Origin of the sequence: Cytobacillus firmus NBRC 15306 (assembly GCF_001591465.1) — a bacterium.
GTDB lineage: Bacteria > Bacillota > Bacilli > Bacillales > Cytobacillaceae > Cytobacillus > Cytobacillus firmus.
The window spans coordinates 41,516-59,151 of the sequence record NZ_BCUY01000004.1 but is presented as its reverse complement, the minus strand read 5'-3'; the positions used below and the strand labels follow the sequence as shown (position 1 = coordinate 59,151).

At 41.2% G+C, this 17,636-nt stretch carries 22 protein-coding genes; 21 read left to right on the top strand and 1 reads right to left on the bottom strand.

Annotation, left to right across the window (positions count from 1 at the left end):
• The first annotated feature begins 13 nt into the window (after positions 1-13).
• The 18 genes from BFI01S_RS23230 (at position 14) to BFI01S_RS02055 (ending at position 15,213) form a co-directional block, all read left to right on the top strand.
• Entirely contained in the window at positions 14-163 is a 150-nt protein-coding gene (locus BFI01S_RS23230) for a hypothetical protein (protein ID WP_169799718.1), read from the top strand.
• Between the two features lie 121 nt (positions 164-284).
• Positions 285-755 (top strand): PRC-barrel domain-containing protein, encoded by a 471-nt coding sequence (locus BFI01S_RS02130; protein WP_061791134.1) that lies wholly within the window; start codon positions 285-287, stop codon positions 753-755.
• A 15-nt stretch (positions 756-770) separates the two neighbouring features.
• Entirely contained in the window at positions 771-962 is a 192-nt protein-coding gene (locus BFI01S_RS02125) for a YrzR-like zinc ribbon domain (RefSeq protein WP_061791133.1), read from the top strand.
• Positions 963-987: 25 nt separating this feature from the next.
• Positions 988-1,122, top strand: a complete 135-nt coding sequence (locus BFI01S_RS22180) for a YrzQ family protein (RefSeq protein WP_082804445.1) — start codon at positions 988-990, stop codon at positions 1,120-1,122.
• Between the two features lie 122 nt (positions 1,123-1,244).
• Entirely contained in the window at positions 1,245-2,330 is a 1,086-nt protein-coding gene (locus BFI01S_RS02120) for an AI-2E family transporter (protein WP_061791132.1), read from the top strand.
• Positions 2,331-2,715: 385 nt separating this feature from the next.
• Positions 2,716-5,349, top strand: coding sequence for an alanine--tRNA ligase (alaS, locus tag BFI01S_RS02115; protein ID WP_061791131.1), 2,634 nt, complete (start codon positions 2,716-2,718; stop codon positions 5,347-5,349).
• Positions 5,350-5,391: 42 nt separating this feature from the next.
• Positions 5,392-5,601, top strand: a complete 210-nt coding sequence (locus BFI01S_RS23225; RefSeq protein ID WP_061791130.1) for a hypothetical protein — start codon at positions 5,392-5,394, stop codon at positions 5,599-5,601.
• Positions 5,588-5,854 carry an IreB family regulatory phosphoprotein gene (locus BFI01S_RS02105; protein WP_009333061.1) on the top strand — a complete coding sequence of 89 codons (267 nt, stop codon included), beginning with the start codon at positions 5,588-5,590 and terminating at the stop codon, positions 5,852-5,854. The genes BFI01S_RS23225 and BFI01S_RS02105 overlap by 14 nt, the downstream gene beginning before the upstream one ends.
• A 2-nt stretch (positions 5,855-5,856) precedes the next feature.
• The gene (gene ruvX / locus BFI01S_RS02100) at positions 5,857-6,273 is read left to right on the top strand and encodes a Holliday junction resolvase RuvX (protein ID WP_061791129.1); all 417 of its coding nucleotides are present in this window, start codon (positions 5,857-5,859) and stop codon (positions 6,271-6,273) included.
• Positions 6,274-6,287: 14 nt separating this feature from the next.
• Positions 6,288-6,572: a DUF1292 domain-containing protein gene (locus BFI01S_RS02095; protein WP_061791128.1), complete on the top strand. Its 285-nt coding sequence runs from the start codon at positions 6,288-6,290 to the stop codon at positions 6,570-6,572.
• A gap of 261 nt (positions 6,573-6,833) precedes the next feature.
• Complete coding sequence (gene mltG, locus BFI01S_RS02090; protein ID WP_061791127.1) at positions 6,834-7,967, top strand: endolytic transglycosylase MltG; 1,134 nt, start codon at positions 6,834-6,836, stop codon at positions 7,965-7,967.
• Between the two features lie 268 nt (positions 7,968-8,235).
• Entirely contained in the window at positions 8,236-8,871 is a 636-nt protein-coding gene (locus tag BFI01S_RS02085) for an O-methyltransferase (RefSeq protein ID WP_061791126.1), read from the top strand.
• Positions 8,872-8,876: 5 nt separating this feature from the next.
• A complete protein-coding gene (locus BFI01S_RS02080; protein ID WP_061791125.1) occupies positions 8,877-9,806 on the top strand; it encodes a peptidase U32 family protein in 930 nt (309 codons plus the stop codon).
• A gap of 35 nt (positions 9,807-9,841) precedes the next feature.
• Entirely contained in the window at positions 9,842-11,110 is a 1,269-nt protein-coding gene (locus BFI01S_RS02075; RefSeq protein WP_061791124.1) for a peptidase U32 family protein, read from the top strand.
• A 3-nt stretch (positions 11,111-11,113) separates the two neighbouring features.
• A complete protein-coding gene (gene udk / locus BFI01S_RS02070) occupies positions 11,114-11,749 on the top strand; it encodes a uridine kinase (RefSeq protein ID WP_035331228.1) in 636 nt (211 codons plus the stop codon).
• Positions 11,750-12,000: 251 nt separating this feature from the next.
• On the top strand, positions 12,001-12,477 hold the full coding sequence (gene greA / locus BFI01S_RS02065) for a transcription elongation factor GreA (RefSeq protein WP_048010330.1): 477 nt from the start codon (positions 12,001-12,003) through the stop codon (positions 12,475-12,477).
• A gap of 56 nt (positions 12,478-12,533) precedes the next feature.
• Complete coding sequence (locus tag BFI01S_RS02060) at positions 12,534-14,327, top strand: peptidoglycan D,D-transpeptidase FtsI family protein (RefSeq protein ID WP_061791123.1); 1,794 nt, start codon at positions 12,534-12,536, stop codon at positions 14,325-14,327.
• Between the two features lie 220 nt (positions 14,328-14,547).
• Positions 14,548-15,213, top strand: a complete 666-nt coding sequence (locus BFI01S_RS02055) for a YrrS family protein (RefSeq protein ID WP_061791122.1) — start codon at positions 14,548-14,550, stop codon at positions 15,211-15,213.
• A 23-nt stretch (positions 15,214-15,236) separates the two neighbouring features.
• Here BFI01S_RS02055 and BFI01S_RS02050 read toward each other — a convergent pair whose 3' ends face one another.
• Positions 15,237-15,443, bottom strand: a complete 207-nt coding sequence (locus tag BFI01S_RS02050) for a YrzA family protein (protein ID WP_048010327.1) — start codon at positions 15,441-15,443, stop codon at positions 15,237-15,239.
• Between the two features lie 214 nt (positions 15,444-15,657).
• On the opposite strand from BFI01S_RS02050, the gene mtnN reads away from it, so the two are divergent.
• The 3 genes from mtnN to BFI01S_RS22175 all read left to right on the top strand — a co-directional run bounded on the left by mtnN (position 15,658) and on the right by BFI01S_RS22175 (position 17,266).
• On the top strand, positions 15,658-16,362 hold the full coding sequence (gene mtnN / locus BFI01S_RS02045; RefSeq protein WP_061791121.1) for a 5'-methylthioadenosine/S-adenosylhomocysteine nucleosidase: 705 nt from the start codon (positions 15,658-15,660) through the stop codon (positions 16,360-16,362).
• 127 nt (positions 16,363-16,489) lie between these two features.
• Positions 16,490-16,750, top strand: a complete 261-nt coding sequence (locus BFI01S_RS02040; protein ID WP_061791120.1) for a YrhC family protein — start codon at positions 16,490-16,492, stop codon at positions 16,748-16,750.
• Between the two features lie 351 nt (positions 16,751-17,101).
• Entirely contained in the window at positions 17,102-17,266 is a 165-nt protein-coding gene (locus BFI01S_RS22175) for a YrzI family small protein (RefSeq protein ID WP_235831074.1), read from the top strand.
• Positions 17,267-17,636: the final 370 nt, after the last annotated feature.

Below are 17,636 nucleotides of genomic sequence, written 5' to 3'. Positions count from 1 at the left end.
AGGAGAGATAAATATGGAAAAAAAAAGCAGAACTTCTCTTCTCAATCTCCATGGAGTAAAACGGCGCAGTCAGCCGCGGCAGAACTATGAGTTTTCAGAGGAACTGTCAGACGGCGGGGAGCGCAGCGAGCGTTTTAATAAGCCAAGGTACAGCACAAAGTAGGCTTATGCAGGCTTGCTAATCCGTTCTTAACAATATTTTTTGGCTCCCGTGGCAATGGTTTTCCGTTATGTTTTTTTAGGGACAGTGAAAACTATAACTGTTCGGGAAGGCGGGATTCTCTTTGCGGACATTTTCTTTATTAAAAGGCCTGCCGGTTTTTGAGTTGAAAACCGGCAATAAGGCAGGCGATATCTGTGATTTATCCATTTCAGGCACCGGAAAAGTACAGGGATTACTCCTGCGAAAGGGCGCACTTTTGAAAAAAACATATATCATCAATATTGAAGACGTGGCATCTTTCGGCTGGGATGGAGTGATGATTGAAGATACCTCTGTTCTGCAGGCAATTCCTAAACATGAGGATTATACATGTGAGACCCATAACCGGTTAACCGGCAAAATGATTATGAGCCGGGAAGGAGAACGGCTGGGTTTGCTTGAGGATGTATACTTTAAGGAAGAATTGGGCACGATTGTAGGGTACGAACTGTCGGATGGCTTCTTTTCAGATGTGCTGGAAGGAAAACGTGTCATAAAAACCGATGACCCGCCTGCAATTGGAAAAGACGCCATAATTGTAAATGTAAAATAGTGAGGTGTCTTTTTCGTGCTGAAATGTCCAAATTGCCAGAGCAAAGATATTGGGAAAATCGGGATTAACCAATATTATTGCTGGAATTGCTTTATAGAACTTTCCTTGTCCAAAGGGATCATTAACACCCATCAAGTAGAGGAAGATGGTACGCTCAGCTCCCTTGATGATTTATTTGAAGAAGATGAGCGCCGGTTTCTTTCGTAAGAATTAACGGAAGAGGTGAGCCAGTTTGAACAGAATATTAACCTCTGCAATGATGCTTGGGGCAGGAATGGCTGCTTATAATTACGCCCAAAAGAATAATATGATATCAGGCCGAAAAATGAAACGCATCCGAAAAAGAATAACAAAAGCTTTATTTTAAAATGATCATGGCTGGTTCTTAAAAAGGGCCAGCTTTTTTGCGCAGCTTCAGGCTAATCTTACTAAGTAAGATGCATAAATCCCAGGGAAGCTATCACAATAAAAACAAGGAGGCGGGCCATATTGAATATTCAAATGAAATGGTACTACCGGCTTGGATTTCTGCTTCTCTTGTTTATTGTGATCTTAGTTTTCCTAAAGCTCCAGGCATTATGGATGCCCTTTCTGGAAATCATATTTGCCGTTCTCATTCCTTTTATCATTGGGGCATTTATTACATATCTTCTTCACCCGATCGTGGAAAAATTGCATGAAACGGGCCTTCACAGGGGGCTTGCCGTTTTTATTATATATTTGTTGTTCTTCGGGGGAATTGGCCTTATCCTATATAAAGGGATTCCGGCTTTTATTCATCAATTGCGTGATCTGGCGGAAAATGCACCTCATTTTGCAAATCAGTATCGCGGGTGGATCGACGCGATTCAGAGTAAAACATCAACATGGCCAGATGGCCTGCAGACCAGGATTGATGATGTTATTGCTGCTGTAGAGCAACGATTAAATAATCTTTTATCAAAGGTAATCACATTTTTTCTGAATGTACTGAACTATGCTGTGATTATCGCAGTTATTCCCTTCATTTCCTTTTACCTTCTTAAAGATTTTTCGATTATGAAAAGAGCTGCCTGGTACTTGACGCCAAGGAAATGGCGGAAGGAAGGCGTGCTATTCTTAAGAGATATAGATAGATCCCTCGGAAGCTATATCAGAGGACAGCTTCTGGTATGTGCAGCCATAGGGACAATTTCTTCTCTGCTATTCTGGGTTTTTGATATGCGCTATCCTCTTTTGCTGGGCACTATAATAGGTGTTACCAATGTAATTCCTTATTTTGGTCCAATTATCGGAGCGGTTCCTGCTGTCATCATTGCTTCAGCTTTATCGGTTAAAATGATCGTCATAACAATTGGGATTATTATTGTTCTTCAATTCCTTGAGGGGAATATCCTATCACCCCTGATTGTTGGAAAAAGTCTTCATATGCACCCTCTTCTCATTATGCTCGCACTGCTGGCCGGCGGAGAAGCAGGAGGGATTTTGGGTTTGATTATTGCAGTTCCAATTTTAGCTGTCATTAAAGTAAGTATGATACATGCAAAAAAGCACTTTTCAAAAAATAAACAGCCAAAAATCAGCGGAACCTCATGATGATGTTGACAACAATAAAGGTAAATCGCTATAATGCGTCTATAAAGTCATATATTAAACATTTTGACGGAATGAGTATGTTATAGGCCATCTGCATGAATGCAACGCTGCATTCATACAAGAGAGGGAGTTCCATGGCTGAAAGAACTCCCAGATGAAGGATAACAGAAAGCTAATCCTGAGTGCAGCTAATCCCTGCCGTATTTCCGCGTTAAGGATCTGAGAGATGGGAGATTGCCTAATAAACCGGATAAGGATCTGGTTATTATTCATTTAACTTCCATAATCAGGGTGGTACCGCGAGCAAGCTCTCGTCCCTGTCCAGGGATGAGGGCTTTTTTTTGTGTATTTAAAAGTTTTTACATATTTTAGGAGGTTGATTAGAATGAAACAATTATCAGGTGCTGAAATACGCCGAATGTTCCTGGATTTCTTTAAAGAGAAAGGACACGCTGTTGAACCGAGCGCATCCCTCGTTCCTCACGAAGATCCTTCCCTTCTCTGGATTAACAGTGGTGTCGCCACTCTGAAAAAATATTTTGACGGCCGTGTCATCCCAGAGAACCCAAGGATTACAAATGCCCAAAAATCCATCCGCACAAACGATATTGAAAATGTCGGTAAAACAGCAAGACATCATACTTTTTTTGAAATGCTGGGCAACTTCTCAATTGGTGATTACTTTAAAGAAGAAGCAATCGTCTGGGCTTGGGAGTTTTTGACTGATAAAAAATGGATCGGCTTTGCTGAAGAAAAGCTTTCAGTTACGATTCATCCTGAGGATAATGAAGCTTTTAACATCTGGAGAGAAAAAGTAGGTGTACCGGAAGAGAGAATTATTCGTCTTGAAGGAAACTTCTGGGATATCGGAGAAGGTCCAAGCGGGCCAAATACAGAGATCTTCTATGATCGCGGTACTGAATATGGTAATGACGCGGAAGATCCTGAGCTTTATCCCGGCGGTGAAAACGAACGCTATCTTGAAGTCTGGAATCTTGTGTTTTCAGAATTCAATCATAATCCTGATGGCACTTATACCCCGCTTCCTAAGAAAAATATTGATACCGGGATGGGACTTGAGCGGATGGCATCTGTTGTTCAAAATGTTCCTACCAACTTTGATACAGACTTATTTATGCCGATCATCCGGGGAACTGAGGAAATTTCTGGCCGGAAATATGGATCTTCAAAAGAAACGGATGTAGCATTTAAGATTATTGCGGACCATATCCGCACAGTAGCCTTTGCTGTTGGTGACGGTGCTCTGCCTTCTAATGAAGGACGAGGATATGTATTAAGAAGACTGCTTCGCCGTGCTGTCAGATACGCTAAACAAATCAATATTAACGAACCATTCATGTATCAATTGGTGCCGGTTGTCGGCGAAATTATGAATGACTTCTATCCGGAAGTAAAAGAAAAAACAGAATTCATTCAAAAGGTCATCAAGAACGAAGAAGAACGTTTCCATGAAACACTTCATGAAGGACTGGCCATTCTTTCTTCTGTTATCAAGAAAGAAAAAGAAAAAGGCAGTGTTACAATTCAGGGTGAAGATGTTTTCCGTCTTTATGATACGTACGGATTCCCGGTTGAATTAACGGAGGAATATGCTGAAGAAGAAGGCATGAAAGTGGATCATGCGGGATTTGAAAAGGAAATGGAAGGACAGCGTGAGCGTGCACGTTCAGCACGTCAGGATGTAGATTCCATGCAGGTCCAGGGTGGAGTATTGGGCGAGCTGAAAACTGAAAGCCAATTTGTCGGATATGATAAGCTTCAAACAAATGCCACAATCGCAGCAATTGTGAAGGATGGGCAATTAATTGAAGAAGCTCATGCTGGTGAAGAGATTCAGCTGATCCTGGATGAAACACCATTTTACGCAGAGAGCGGCGGACAGATTGCTGACCAGGGAACTCTTGAGGCAGAAGGTTTAAAGGTTTCCATTAAGGATGTCCAAAAAGCTCCGAATGGACAAAACCTTCATAGAGCTGTCGTTGAAAAAGGAACACTGAAGGCTGAAGCGTCTGTGTTAGCTTCTGTAAATGAGCAAATCCGTTCAAAGATAATTAAGAATCATACTGCAACTCACTTGCTGCATCAGGCTTTAAAGGATGTTTTGGGAGGCCATGTTAACCAGGCTGGTTCTTTGGTAGGGCCTGATCGCCTGCGTTTTGACTTCTCTCATTTCGGGCAAATTAATTCTAAAGAGCTTGAGAAAATTGAAGCGATTGTCAACGAACAAATTTGGCAAAGCCTTGAAGTTGAAATCAACTACAAGGACATTGAAGAGGCAAAGGCAATGGGGGCTATGGCTCTATTTGGTGAGAAATATGGCAAGATTGTCCGGGTTGTTCAGGTTGGGGATTACAGTCTCGAGCTTTGCGGCGGATGCCATGTTCCTAATACTGCTTCAATCGGATTGTTCAAGATCCAATCGGAAAGCGGAATTGGCGCTGGAACTCGCAGAATAGAAGCAGTAACTGGAGAATCTGCATACAAGCTAATGAATGATCAGATTACTGTATTAAAGGAAGCTTCCGGCAAATTAAAAACTAATCCTAAAGATTTGTCTGCAAGAATTGATGTACTGCTTGGGGAAATGAAGCAGCTGCAGCGCGAAAATGAATCTTTAGCAGCGAAATTGGGCAATATTGAAGCAGGAAGCCTGGTATCAAAGGCGAAAGAAGTCAATGGCATTACTGTTCTTGCCGAGAAGGTACAGGCATCAGACATGAATAACCTGCGCAATATGGCTGACGATTTAAAGCAAAAACTGGGATCTGCTGTAGTTGTATTAGGAAGTGTAAACGAGGGAAAAGTGAATATTATTGCCGGGGTGACAGATGATCTGATCAAAAAAGGCTTCCATGCGGGCAAAGCGGTCAAAGAAGTTGCTGCAAAATGCGGCGGCGGAGGCGGGGGCCGTCCGGATATGGCCCAGGCTGGCGGAAAAGACCCGGAAAAACTTGAAAGTGCTCTGCAATTTGTGGAAGAATGGGTTAAATCCGTTTGATATCCCTGTGAAGTAGTGTAAAATGGAGGTAACCAAGAGAGATTGTTCATCATCAGGAAGAAACAGCTTGTACTTCACCATGTTTTCCTGTCAGGAACAAAATCATTTATTGATCGCTCTGTTTATTCAGGCGGCAGCCAAACCGTTATGAAGAGGAGGACAAGCTGGCTATGCACCGGTACAATACCGGTTAATATAAGCTATCCTATCCGTCATACAGAAAAGCGAGGTGTAAGATATGAGCTCATTTGATAAAACAATGAGGTTTAATTTTCCTGAAGAACCAATCGAACAAGATGTGAATGAAGTTTTGTTTCAAGTATACGGTGCCCTCCAGGAAAAAGGGTATAACCCGATTAACCAAATTGTCGGTTATCTGCTATCCGGGGACCCGGCTTACATTCCCCGCCATAAGGATGCACGCAATATCATCCGTAAACTTGAACGGGATGAGATCATCGAAGAATTGGTTAAATCATACTTAAAACAGCAGCGTGAGGGATAAACATGCGGACTATGGGATTGGATGTCGGCTCTAAGACGGTCGGTGTCGCTCTAAGCGATGCGCTCGGATGGACAGCGCAGGGCTTGGAAACCATCAAAATCAACGAGGAAGAAAAAGAGTTTGGTTTTGAAAGAATTGGTGAAATAATAAAAGAGCATGAAGTCAGTAAAATTGTTGTCGGCTTTCCTAAAAATATGAATGGAACCATTGGCCCCCGCGGTGAAGCAAGCCAGTTCTTTGCTTCAGAGCTGGAAAAGCTATTTGGCCTTCCGGTCGTATTATGGGACGAGCGGCTCTCAACAATGGCAGCTGAAAGAGTGTTGCTGGAAGCGGATGTAAGCCGCAAAAAACGGAAAAAAGTCATTGATAAAATGGCAGCCGTCATGATTTTACAAGGCTTTTTAAATAGCCAAATTTAATGAGGTGAACAGAAATGAACCATGGAGATAACAACATTACTGTAATTGACGAGGAAGGCAACGAGCAGCTTTGCGAAGTATTGTTCACGTTTGATTCGGAAGAATTCGGCAAGTCATATGTCCTTTACTACCCAGTGGGGGAAGATGAAAATGATGATGAAGAAATTGAAATTCACGCATCAGCATTCAGCCCAAGCGAAGACAGCAAGGATGGCGAACTGCAGCCGATCGAGACAGAAGAGGAATGGGATCTAATTGAAGAAATGCTAAACACATTCCTTGATGAGCAGGAAGATTAATAAAACTGGCCCCCGGGCCAGTTTTTTATTTGCTTCTTTTTCCGCCGGAGTTAATTAAACCGACAGCGCAAAATGTGGAAATAATTGGCGAATCTTTTTGGTTTTTGTAATATCCTGCGACTTCCAAAAGAAAATATAGTATAATAAGCCCGTGATGTATGAGGAAACAATAAATATATACGATTTCTTAGGCCAGTTGGCAAGAAAACATGCTAGTTAATTTCCAAAGAAGCCAACGTCTTTTTAACGGGGGGATATGTGATGTCGGCAGACGATCAAAAAGGGAAAAAAGAAATAATACGCGAAAAAATGATTGAGCGCCAAGGCGAAGCAAAAGTAGTCCGTAAAATTGTACTGATAGTTGCAATCATATTATTAATCTCAGCTGCTGCAGTGCTCGGCGGCGGATATTTTTATATTAATTCAGCTTTAAAGCCTGTGGATCCCGATAATAATAAGCCGAAAAAAGTAGAGATACCAATCGGGTCTTCTGTTACAGGAATCGGCACCGTCCTTGAAGAAAATGGAATTATCAGGGATGCACGTGTTTTTAAATATTATGTGAAATTTAAGAATGAAGCTGGATTCATGGCAGGAGAATATGAATTGAAGCCTTCCATGAATATGAAGGAGATTCTGGATAGCTTAAAAACAGGCAAGGTAATGGAAGAAGTTGCTTTCAAGATTACCATTCCAGAGGGAAAACAGCTTGAGCAGATAGCAGGGATCATTGCAGAAAAAACTGATAAAAAACCAGAAGATGTATTGAAAAAACTTAATGAAAAAGCTTTTATTAAGTCTTTAATGACAGAATATCCTGAATTGCTTACAAAGGAAATCCTGGGTGAGAATATTAAATATCCTCTTGAGGGATATCTATTTCCGGCAACCTATCCTTTTTACAAAGAAGATCCGACTATAGAGGAAATTGTCGAAGTTATGCTTGATAAAACGGCATCAGTTATTGAAGAGTATAGCGGTGATATGGAGAAGCGGGAATACACCCCGCACAAATTATTGACAATGGCATCGCTCATAGAAGAAGAAGCAACGGCGAAAGTAGACCGTGATCAGATTGCGAGTGTTTTCTACAACAGGATTGACACAGGAATGCCTCTGCAGACAGATCCAACTGTTCTATATGCACATGGGGAACATAAATCAAGGGTCCTATATAAAGACTTAGAAATCGACTCACCATACAACACCTATAAGTACCCTGGACTTACGCCCGGTCCAATTTCAAATGCAGGAGTTTCCTCAATTGAAGCAGCATTGGTGCCTGCAGAAACAGATTACCTTTACTTCCTTGCTACATCATCAGGAGAAGTTCTTTTCTCAAAGACATTGGATGAGCATAATCAAAAAAAAGCACAGCATATATCAAATAATTAAATTGGGAAAAGGGGAATGTGCAGATATAGCATTCCCCTTTTACTTATGGTAAAATAGATCAGGTGTTTTAATGTCTTTAAGATAGCGTAAATCACGGACAAGCATGGATACAGGCTCATCAAAGCCGGAATGCAGCACAGCGCATTTTCACATCCTATCTGTGAACGCTATTTTTTCATGTCTAAATAAAAAAACGGCTGAGACCTAAGTGTCTTTTAGAGCCCAGCTTGACAATAAAATTCCATCTGATCGAGGTGATGTCAGCTTGATGAACGATAAGCTGCATGCATATATAGAGGAAATAATACCTGATAGATCCCAGTTACTGCACAAAATGGAGCAGTACGCCAAAGAGCATAATGTTCCAATTATGGAGCTGGCAGGAATTGAAGCGATGCTTCAGCTTTTGCGCATTCAAAAACCCAAAATGATTCTCGAAGTAGGCACGGCAATCGGCTATTCAGCACTCAGAATGGCGTTCGCAGTTCCTGAATCGAAAATTGTTTCTATTGAACGCGATGCGGAACGTTACCAGCTTGCCGAAAAGTATATGGAAGAAGCCGGGAAAACGGAGCAAATCATCATCATTAAGGGAGATGCCCTGGAAGTCGAGGAAGATGTTGAAAAGCACGGGCCCTATGATGCTATATTTATTGATGCAGCAAAAGGCCAGTATCAGCGGTTCTTTGAAATCTATTCACGATTTCTCTCAGATGGCGGTGTGATTATTACAGACAATGTCCTTTTTAAAGGCCTTGTGTGTGAACCAGATATAGAAAATAAACGTATCCGGAATATGGTTAGAAAAATTGATGTGTTTAATAAATGGCTAATGAGTCATCCTGAATATCATACAGTTATTTTGCCTGTTGGGGATGGCGTGGCAATTAGTAAAAAGAGGTGATTATAATGAATAAACCTGAACTGTTGGTAACGCCAACAAGTGTTGAAGATATCGGGCCCCTTGTGTCTGCGGGTGCAGATGCCTTTGTTGTAGGAGAACAGCGGTATGGACTGAGACTTGCAGGGAAATTCACAAAGGAAGATGTGAAAAAAGCGGTTCAACTTGCACACAAGCATGGGAAAAAAGTGTATGTGGCAATGAACGCTTTATTTCATAATGATAAAGTGCCTGAACTTGAAGGCTATATCAGTTTCCTGAAAGAAATAAATGCTGATGCAATTATATTTGGGGATCCTGCTGTATTAATGGCCGCCCGCTCGGCTGCGCCGGACATGAAGCTCCATTGGAATACAGAAACTACTGCAACAAACTGGTATACGTGCAACTACTGGGGCAGAAAAGGTGCAAAACGCGCAGTCCTTGCAAGAGAGATTAATATGGATGCCATCATTGAAATAAAAGAGAATGCCGAGGTGGAAATTGAAGTGCAGGTTCATGGCATGACTGCCATGTTCCAATCAAAGCGCTCCCTGCTGGGCAATTATTATGAATACCAGGGGAAAGCCCTGGAAGTTGAAAACCGCAAACAGGAAAAAAATATGTTCCTTCATGATAAGGAACGGGAAAATAAATACCCGATTTTCGAAGATGAAAATGGCACTCATATCATGAGCCCTAATGACATCTGCATTATAGATGAGCTGCAGGAAATGATTGAAGCAGGCATTGATTCATTTAAAATTGACGGGATATTAAAAACTCCTGAGTATATTGTTGAAGTGACTAAGCTCTACAGAAAAGCTATTGATCTATGTGCCGAAGATCCGGAACAATACGATGAAATAAAAGACGGTCTTCTCACTGAAGTTGAAGAAATTCAGCCGGCGAATCGTCCCCTTGATACCGGATTCTTCTTCAAAGAAACTGTCTACTGATTTGACTATATTAAAAAGAAAGAGGAGGAAGCTCTATGGCAGCGGTAAAAGAAAAAATTTCCGAAATTGTCAACGGCAAACGGGTTATTGTAAAAAAGCCTGAATTGCTTGCTCCGGCTGGAAACCTTGAAAAGCTGAAGATTGCCGTCCACTATGGTGCCGACGCTGTGTTTATCGGCGGACAGGAATACGGCCTTCGTTCAAACGCAGGCAACTTCACTTTTGAAGAAATGAAAGAAGGCGTGGAATTCGCCAAAAAATACGGAGCAAAGATTTATGTTACAACTAATATTTTTGCTCATAACGAAAATATTGATGGTCTTGAGGAATATTTGCTGGGCCTTAAAGAAGCAGGAGTTGCAGGAATCATTGTGGCAGATCCGCTGATCATTGAAACCTGCCGCCGTGTTGCACCGGAGATAGAAGTGCATTTAAGCACACAGCAATCCCTCTCCAACTGGAAGGCAGTCGAGTTCTGGAAGGAAGAAGGATTGGAGCGTGTCGTCCTTGCGCGTGAAACAAGTGCGGAGGAAATCAAAGAAATGAAGGAAAAGGTTGATATTGAAATTGAAACCTTCATTCATGGGGCGATGTGCATTGCCTACTCCGGGCGCTGCACACTCAGCAACCATATGACTGCACGTGATTCCAACAGGGGCGGCTGCTGCCAGTCCTGCCGCTGGGATTATGATTTGTATCAGCTTGAAGGCGAAAATGAAGTCCCTTTATACAGCGAAGGAGATGCTCCTTTTGCGATGAGTCCTAAAGATCTTAAGCTGATTGAATCAATTCCGCGTATGATCGAATTGGGAATTGACAGTTTAAAAATTGAAGGACGCATGAAATCCATCCATTACATTGCAACAGTAGTAAGCGTGTACCGCAAAGTGATTGATGCCTATTGTGCAGATCCGGATAACTTCCAGATTAAGCAGGAATGGCTTAAAGAGCTTGATAAATGTGCAAACCGCGAAACAGCGACCGCTTTCTTTGAAGGGGTTCCCGGGTATAAAGAGCAAATGTTTGGAAATCATAGCAAAAAGACGAATATCGATTTCGTCGGGCTTGTGCTGGATTACAATCCGGAAACACAAATTGTTACCCTGCAGCAGAGAAACAAATTTATGCCTGGAGAGGAAGTAGAATTCTTCGGCCCTGAAATTGAAAACTTTACACAAGTCATCGATAAAATATGGGATGAAAAAGGCAATGAGCTGGATGCAGCGCGCCATCCGCTGCAAATTGTTCAATTTAAAGTTGATAAGCCGGTATACCCTGACAACATGATGCGAAAGGAGCTCTAATCAATGAAACGCAAACCCGTTGTAATTGGGGTGGCCGGCGGTTCCGGCTCAGGAAAAACGAGCGTAACTAAAGCGATTTATGACCGATTCAAAGGGCACTCAATCCTTATGATCGAACAGGATTATTATTATAAGGATCAGACTCATCTGCCCTTCGAAGAAAGACTGAAGACAAATTATGACCATCCGCTTGCATTTGATAACGACTTGCTTATTGAACATATTGAAAGCCTGCTGAGATATGAGCCGATAAGAAAGCCTGTATATGATTATGCCATGCATACAAGGTCTGAAGAAGTAATTGAAGTCGAACCAAAGGATGTCATCATCTTAGAGGGCATACTGATTCTTGAGGATGAGAGGCTTCGTAATCTGATGGACATGAAATTATATGTAGATACAGATGCCGACCTGCGGATCATCCGCCGCTTATTCAGGGATATAAAAGAGCGTGGACGCACCATGGATTCAGTCATTGAACAATATGTAAATGTTGTAAGGCCAATGCATAATCAATTTATTGAGCCGACGAAAAGATATGCTGACATCATTATTCCCGAAGGCGGGCATAATTACGTTGCCATTGATTTAATGGTCACAAAAATTCAAACAATTCTTGAACAAAAGTCATTTTTATGAAACAATAGCATTGAAAATGTTCTATAGGACTTATCCTTTTACCGAGTGGCTTTTTTAGATCTATTGCTTGTCCCGGTTCAATATAACCGTCAGCTAAGTCTTTCAGAGCCGGTCAATATAAAAAGATGATCTGCGCGCCCTTTAACAAAGGACGCGCTCCTGTTCATTTTCTTGATAATATGATAAAAAGAAGTACATACATTATAGAACACATCCTTTTAAAGGATGTGTAATTCGAAGGAGTGAAGGTTTTGGCTACAGAAAAGGTTTTCCCAATGACACAGGCAGGTAAAGAAAAACTTGAGCAGGAACTTGAATACTTAAAATCAGTTAAACGCAAAGAAGTAGTTGAACGTATAAAAATCGCTAGAAGCTTCGGAGATCTTTCCGAGAACTCGGAATATGATTCAGCAAAAGAAGAGCAGGCGTTTGTAGAGGGCCGGATTACCACTCTTGAAAATATGATCCGCAATGCAAAAATCATTCAAGAGGAAGAAATAGCTGGAGATATCGTTGGTCTTGGCCGTTCCGTTACGTTCGTGGAGCTTCCGGATGGAGACGAAGAAACTTACACTATCGTAGGAAGTGCCGAGGCGGATCCTTTTGAAGGTAAAATCTCAAACGATTCACCAATTGCCAAGAGCCTGATTGGACGTACAGTCGGAGACGAAGTTACCGTTCAGACTCCTGGAGGAGAAATGAACGTACGCATTGTTTCCATTAAATAAGAATAGCTGGTTTGAAATCAGAAAACCTCGTCAAGACTTTTGACGAGGTGTTTTTTATGTGGAGAAAAAGAGCAGTTGGCTGGCTAATCGTTAGTTTCATAATTCTTTGTTTTTTAATGGGAAGGCTTATCCAGCTGCAGCTTGTTTCAACAGAGCATTTTACAGGCAGGGAAATCAATCTTTTGGAAGCAAGTGTCCGTCAGCGCTCCCAGGAGATGATTATAGATGCCGGGAGAGGGGATTTTCTTGATCGCAGCGGTAATCCCATGACATTTGAAAACAAATCTGTTCTTATATTATTCCCCTTCCTCGCAAGAATGGATTGGGATATAAAAAAGATATCTGAAATTACGGGTGCTTCAGAGTATTCTTTGCGTCATTCTGTTGAGAATGCAAAAGAACCTTTTGCATTTGGAAGCCCGCAGCCCATTCAGCTGTCTTACGATCAAATGGAGAAAATCAATGATTTGAAAATTCCGGGTGTCTTTGCTGTTGAAAAGAAATACAGCCGTTCCGAAAAACCCGCATCCCAGCTAATTGGAATTACCGGCCAAAATCAGGACGTCCTTAATGAAAGGTACCCGGACAAAGATCTGTCTCCTGACACAATGATCGGCATTACTGGCATGGAGAAGAGCTTTGATGAATTTCTGCTACCTGAAGGGGCATCAAAACTTGTTTATCATGTAGATGGAACAGGAGGGCCCCTGTTTGGCATCGATGTAAAATATGTTGAACCGGCAAATCCCTTTTATCCGGTTAATATTAGGACAACTTTGGACTACGACTTGCAGATGATGGCGGAAAAATTGGCGGATCAGCATGGGATTAAAAAAGGCGGTATTGTCCTGCTTGATATAGAGACTAATTCAATTTTGGCAATGGTGTCGCGTCCATCACTTAATAAACATAATCCATTTGATGAAGAAAGCAAAGGGACGATTAACCATATGATTAAACAGCAGATCATGGGATCGGTTTTTAAGACGATAGTGGCAGCAGCCGCAATTGATCATGGTCTGGACGATCCTAAGAGGCAATTTGACTGCAGCAGGAAAATAAATGGGGAACCGGATCTTAAATATCAGCATGGCATGCTGAATTTCGATGAGAGCTTTGCCAGGAGCTGTAATAATACATTTGCATCCATTGCTAAGGAGTTAAAAGATATTAACCCTGATCTCCTTGAACAGTATGCAGACAAACTGTCATTAATAGGTCCTGTAAGCTGGGAGGGAGATATTTATCACTTCAGCGATTTTAAACAGCTTCAGGACGAAGAAAAAGGGAGGGTGTTTCTGTCTGAAGATGCTAAGAAAGACAGTAATTTTGCAGGCCTGACAGGAATTGGACAGCATGAGGTGAGAGCTACTCCACTTGCTGTTGCCAACATGATGGCAACTATAGCCAGAGGAGGAGAGAAAGAAATGGTCCGGGTTGCGTCAGAAATTGAATATAAAAACAGTACATCTCTTATAGAATTCGGGAAACAGAAACTGCAGGGAGAAATAATTGCCCCGTTTACCGCTATGAAGCTTCAAAGGCTGCTAAGGGAAGTCGTAAACAATGAAGAAGGGACCGGCCGCTGGTTTAAAGAGCTTCCTTACGAAGTTGCAGGAAAATCCGGCACTGCAGAAACGGGCATAATGGCAGATGGAAAGCAGCTTCACAATAAATGGTTCGCTGGTTATTTCCCATATAAAAATCCAAAATATGCCCTTGTAACAGTAAATTTGGAAGTTACTGAAGACACAGGAGGAGTGAATCCGCTCTTTGCTGATATTGTGAAAGAAATCTATAACTATAATCATAAACAAGAAACTCCTCCATCTGGCTCTGCAGACTCTTAAACAAATATGGTATAGTGTAACTTTCCACATGCTGCCGTACATTAATTGCTGGCGTTACCTGTGTCCATAGGTTATTTCTTTTAAGATAACCTGATTCCATGTTAGAATGTTGACAGCCGCTGTTTGGGATATAGCCCGTGGGCAGACGGCTGGGGTAATAATTTCTACTCATTTTTTATTATACCTATAAGTCTGATAACAGATTGGGGAGGAGAAAGTCTTGAAAGGGAATAACAGAGAATCCCGTTTTGGTAAACGGGAAAAAAGAAAAAAAACCAATATTATCTTAAATAGTCTTATTGCGCTTGTCATCATCCTTATTATTGTTGTATCAGCCAAAATATTCTTTGGCGGTAATAATGACCAGGCACTTCCTGCTGATGAACAGACAGCATCTGAATCGAAGCAAAATGAGAAAAACAAGGAAGACAAGGGCAATGATATAGAGCAGAACGAGGATAAAGACGAAGAGAAAGCAGATAAAGAGTCTAAAGAAGAAGAAAAAGAAACAGAAGAGAATGCTGAAGAGGAACCTGAAGAAGATAAAGAACAAGTCGTAACCGAAGGCGGAAGCGGGCCTGACGTTGAAAAAACGATTGAAAATCCAGGATGGAAACCAGTCGGAACCTCTCAAACCGGAGAGCATACTGCTGTCTACGATCAAAATCATGCTGATTGGCAGGAAATGCTCAGTGCCATTTCTTATGCGACAGGTGTTGATCAGGGGAATATGACTGTTTGGTTCCTCGGAAATAATGGGCCCAACAGCTCTGTCGGGACAATTTCCACAAAAGATCAAAGTGAAAAGTACCGTGTCTATATAGACTGGGTTGACGGAGAAGGATGGAAGCCATCCAGAGTAGAGGTCTTAAATGCAATAAATTAGTTAATAAGGACGCCAAGGCGTCCTTATTTTTTTGCTTTATAGTGAACCACCGCCGAGAAATAAGTCCTTCCATTCTCATCAAGATGCATTTGATGCGATACGTGGTGGACAGATAAAAGGATGGCTTTATTATGCTCAATCTGTAAATTTATCTTCTTTTCAAGCTCCTTTAGAGTAGGAGCCTCATAAAACTCAACCTTATCTTCTATCAAATCAAACTGGAAATTCATCGTGATTCCCCCTTCCCTTCGATACTATCTTTTATTTTATGGGGTGAGTTTTAGTCTGGCAACTTTCAAAACCTAAGAGGTTAATGCATGAATTATTTACGAATATGGCAAACATCCCGTCTATGATGGTAGAATAGAGTTTGCATAAATCATATGGGCATGCTTATACCATGAATGTAATTAAAGCATAGAAAAATCAGAAAGAGGTTTTAAAATGAAAATAGCTATTATTGGAGCAATGGAAGAGGAAGTTACTTTGCTTAGAGATAAAATAGAAGATAAGCAACAGGATACTATTGCCGGATGCGAGTTTACAGCAGGAAAAATGAGTGGTGCGGATGTTGTGCTGCTCCGTTCTGGAATAGGCAAAGTAAATGCAGCCATGTCGACTGCCATCCTTTTGGAGCGGTACAAGCCGGATTATGTCATTAACACCGGTTCAGCGGGAGGATTTAATCCTGAACTGAATGTGGGAGATACGGTAATTTCGACTGAGGTTAGACATCATGATGTAGACGTTACTGCTTTTGGCTACGAATATGGACAGGTACCTCAATTGCCGGCAGCATTCGAAGCCGATCACAGCCTCGTGCAGATTGCTGAAGCATGCGCCAAGGAAATTGGGGATATCCAGGTTGTCAGAGGGTTAATTGCAACAGGTGACTCCTTCATGAATGATCCGGCAAGAGTGGATTATATCCGTGATAAATTTACAGACCTTCAGGCAGTAGAAATGGAAGCAGCAGCGGTTGCGCAGGTTGCACATCAATTTGAGACTCCTTTTGTTGTCATCCGTGCCCTGTCAGATATTGCAGGAAAAGAATCCGATGTTTCATTTGAGCAATTTTTGGAGAAGGCAGCACTTCATTCTGCTACACTTGTAATGAAGATAGTAGATGCCCTTAAGAATAACAAGTAAAAATGACAGGCCGTTATACATGAATCGGCTTTTCCCTTTTTTTCCTATCTTACATTATTTACATCACCTTCACGCTTGCTAAGTATGTTAAGGTAGAATTATAGTCTTTCTTAGAAGGTGATAATAAATGATGAACGAAGCAAAGCACTTATATGAAAAAATGGTGGATTTCAAGCGATTTGCAATTTCAATGCTCGCTGTCGGATCGTTTTTTTACATTGGCTTAATTATCCCTGACACTGCAAATACAGTTTCTGATTTATATATAATGGCTGGATCTTCTTTAGCTTTCCTTATAGGCTCAATCCTTTTCTTTATCCTTTCCAAACGATGCAGAACGAAATTGAATGAAACGGATGAAGGCCAGGAATACCTCATGAGAAAATAATGAAAATCAGCGCCCGGACTTCCGGGCGTTTTTTTTCATAAATTAAAATTTTTAATAAAAATGAGAAAAAAAGGTTTACAAACTGCATAATCGTGGATATAATTACCAGTGTAAGTGAAAATTCTAAAAAGGAGGTCGAATGAAATGATGTTAACTGCAATTGTATTAGAAGCACAGCTAAATAAATATTGTACAAATTCGACCTACATGGAATGGATCGCTTAGATTTGCTTTATTGACATTACATATCCATGCCGCAGGGGAGAATTGTGCCCTGCGGTTTTTTAAGCCTAAATGGCAGGCCGCTGGGAGTATATCTCTTTGCGGCTTTTTTGTGCCTTTTGGCAGGATATGAAAGAGGAGGTGGAATATCTAATGACATTAAATATCTTATTTTTAACAGTCACGATAAAAAAACGTCACGTATCAGCAGAAGATGTAGTTCGTGAACAAATGGCTAAAGAAATTATTGAACAAAACCGTGATCGTCAATTCTCCATTTACCGCCCATTTTAATTTCAGTGACAAAAAACAAGAAAGGTGGTTTGTTAAATGATTTACATTTTACAAGGACGTCAGGCAATTTTCTGGGTGGAGAAAGATTCTACCTAACAAAGCTGTAACCGGTTAGGAGGTAAGGAGTATGTCTTTGCATATATTAATTTTAACCTTGAAATTCCGAAAAAAAAAAGAACTCATCCACTTGATGCGGATTAACAGAATGTTCACATTCCTCCCCTTTTCTTAAGCAAAAACCATGTTACATTAAAGAAAATAAGGAATTTTATAAGGGGTGTGGAAGATGTTCTGGATCGTAATGGGATTGGTTGTGTGCGGTACTGTCGGCTGCATCATTTCTGCTGAGGTAAGTGTAACAGAGTAATGT

What these genes read in the sequence shown, in the direction of transcription:
- BFI01S_RS23230 (WP_169799718.1), top strand. Translation starts at nt 14, where the DNA reads ATGGAAAAAAAAAGCAGAACTTCTCTTCTCAATCTCCATGGAGTAAAA.
- alaS (WP_061791131.1), top strand. Translation starts at nt 2,716, where the DNA reads ATGAAACAATTATCAGGTGCTGAAATACGCCGAATGTTCCTGGATTTC.
- BFI01S_RS02105 (WP_009333061.1), top strand. Translation starts at nt 5,588, where the DNA reads ATGAGCTCATTTGATAAAACAATGAGGTTTAATTTTCCTGAAGAACCA.
- ruvX (WP_061791129.1), top strand. Translation starts at nt 5,857, where the DNA reads ATGCGGACTATGGGATTGGATGTCGGCTCTAAGACGGTCGGTGTCGCT.
- BFI01S_RS02095 (WP_061791128.1), top strand. Translation starts at nt 6,288, where the DNA reads ATGAACCATGGAGATAACAACATTACTGTAATTGACGAGGAAGGCAAC.
- mltG (WP_061791127.1), top strand. Translation starts at nt 6,834, where the DNA reads ATGTCGGCAGACGATCAAAAAGGGAAAAAAGAAATAATACGCGAAAAA.
- BFI01S_RS02085 (WP_061791126.1), top strand. Translation starts at nt 8,236, where the DNA reads ATGAACGATAAGCTGCATGCATATATAGAGGAAATAATACCTGATAGA.
- BFI01S_RS02080 (WP_061791125.1), top strand. Translation starts at nt 8,877, where the DNA reads ATGAATAAACCTGAACTGTTGGTAACGCCAACAAGTGTTGAAGATATC.
- BFI01S_RS02075 (WP_061791124.1), top strand. Translation starts at nt 9,842, where the DNA reads ATGGCAGCGGTAAAAGAAAAAATTTCCGAAATTGTCAACGGCAAACGG.
- udk (WP_035331228.1), top strand. Translation starts at nt 11,114, where the DNA reads ATGAAACGCAAACCCGTTGTAATTGGGGTGGCCGGCGGTTCCGGCTCA.
- BFI01S_RS02060 (WP_061791123.1), top strand. Translation starts at nt 12,534, where the DNA reads ATGTGGAGAAAAAGAGCAGTTGGCTGGCTAATCGTTAGTTTCATAATT.
- BFI01S_RS02050 (WP_048010327.1), bottom strand. Translation starts at nt 15,443, where the DNA reads ATGAATTTCCAGTTTGATTTGATAGAAGATAAGGTTGAGTTTTATGAG.
- mtnN (WP_061791121.1), top strand. Translation starts at nt 15,658, where the DNA reads ATGAAAATAGCTATTATTGGAGCAATGGAAGAGGAAGTTACTTTGCTT.
- BFI01S_RS02040 (WP_061791120.1), top strand. Translation starts at nt 16,490, where the DNA reads ATGATGAACGAAGCAAAGCACTTATATGAAAAAATGGTGGATTTCAAG.
- BFI01S_RS22175 (WP_235831074.1), top strand. Translation starts at nt 17,102, where the DNA reads ATGAAAGAGGAGGTGGAATATCTAATGACATTAAATATCTTATTTTTA.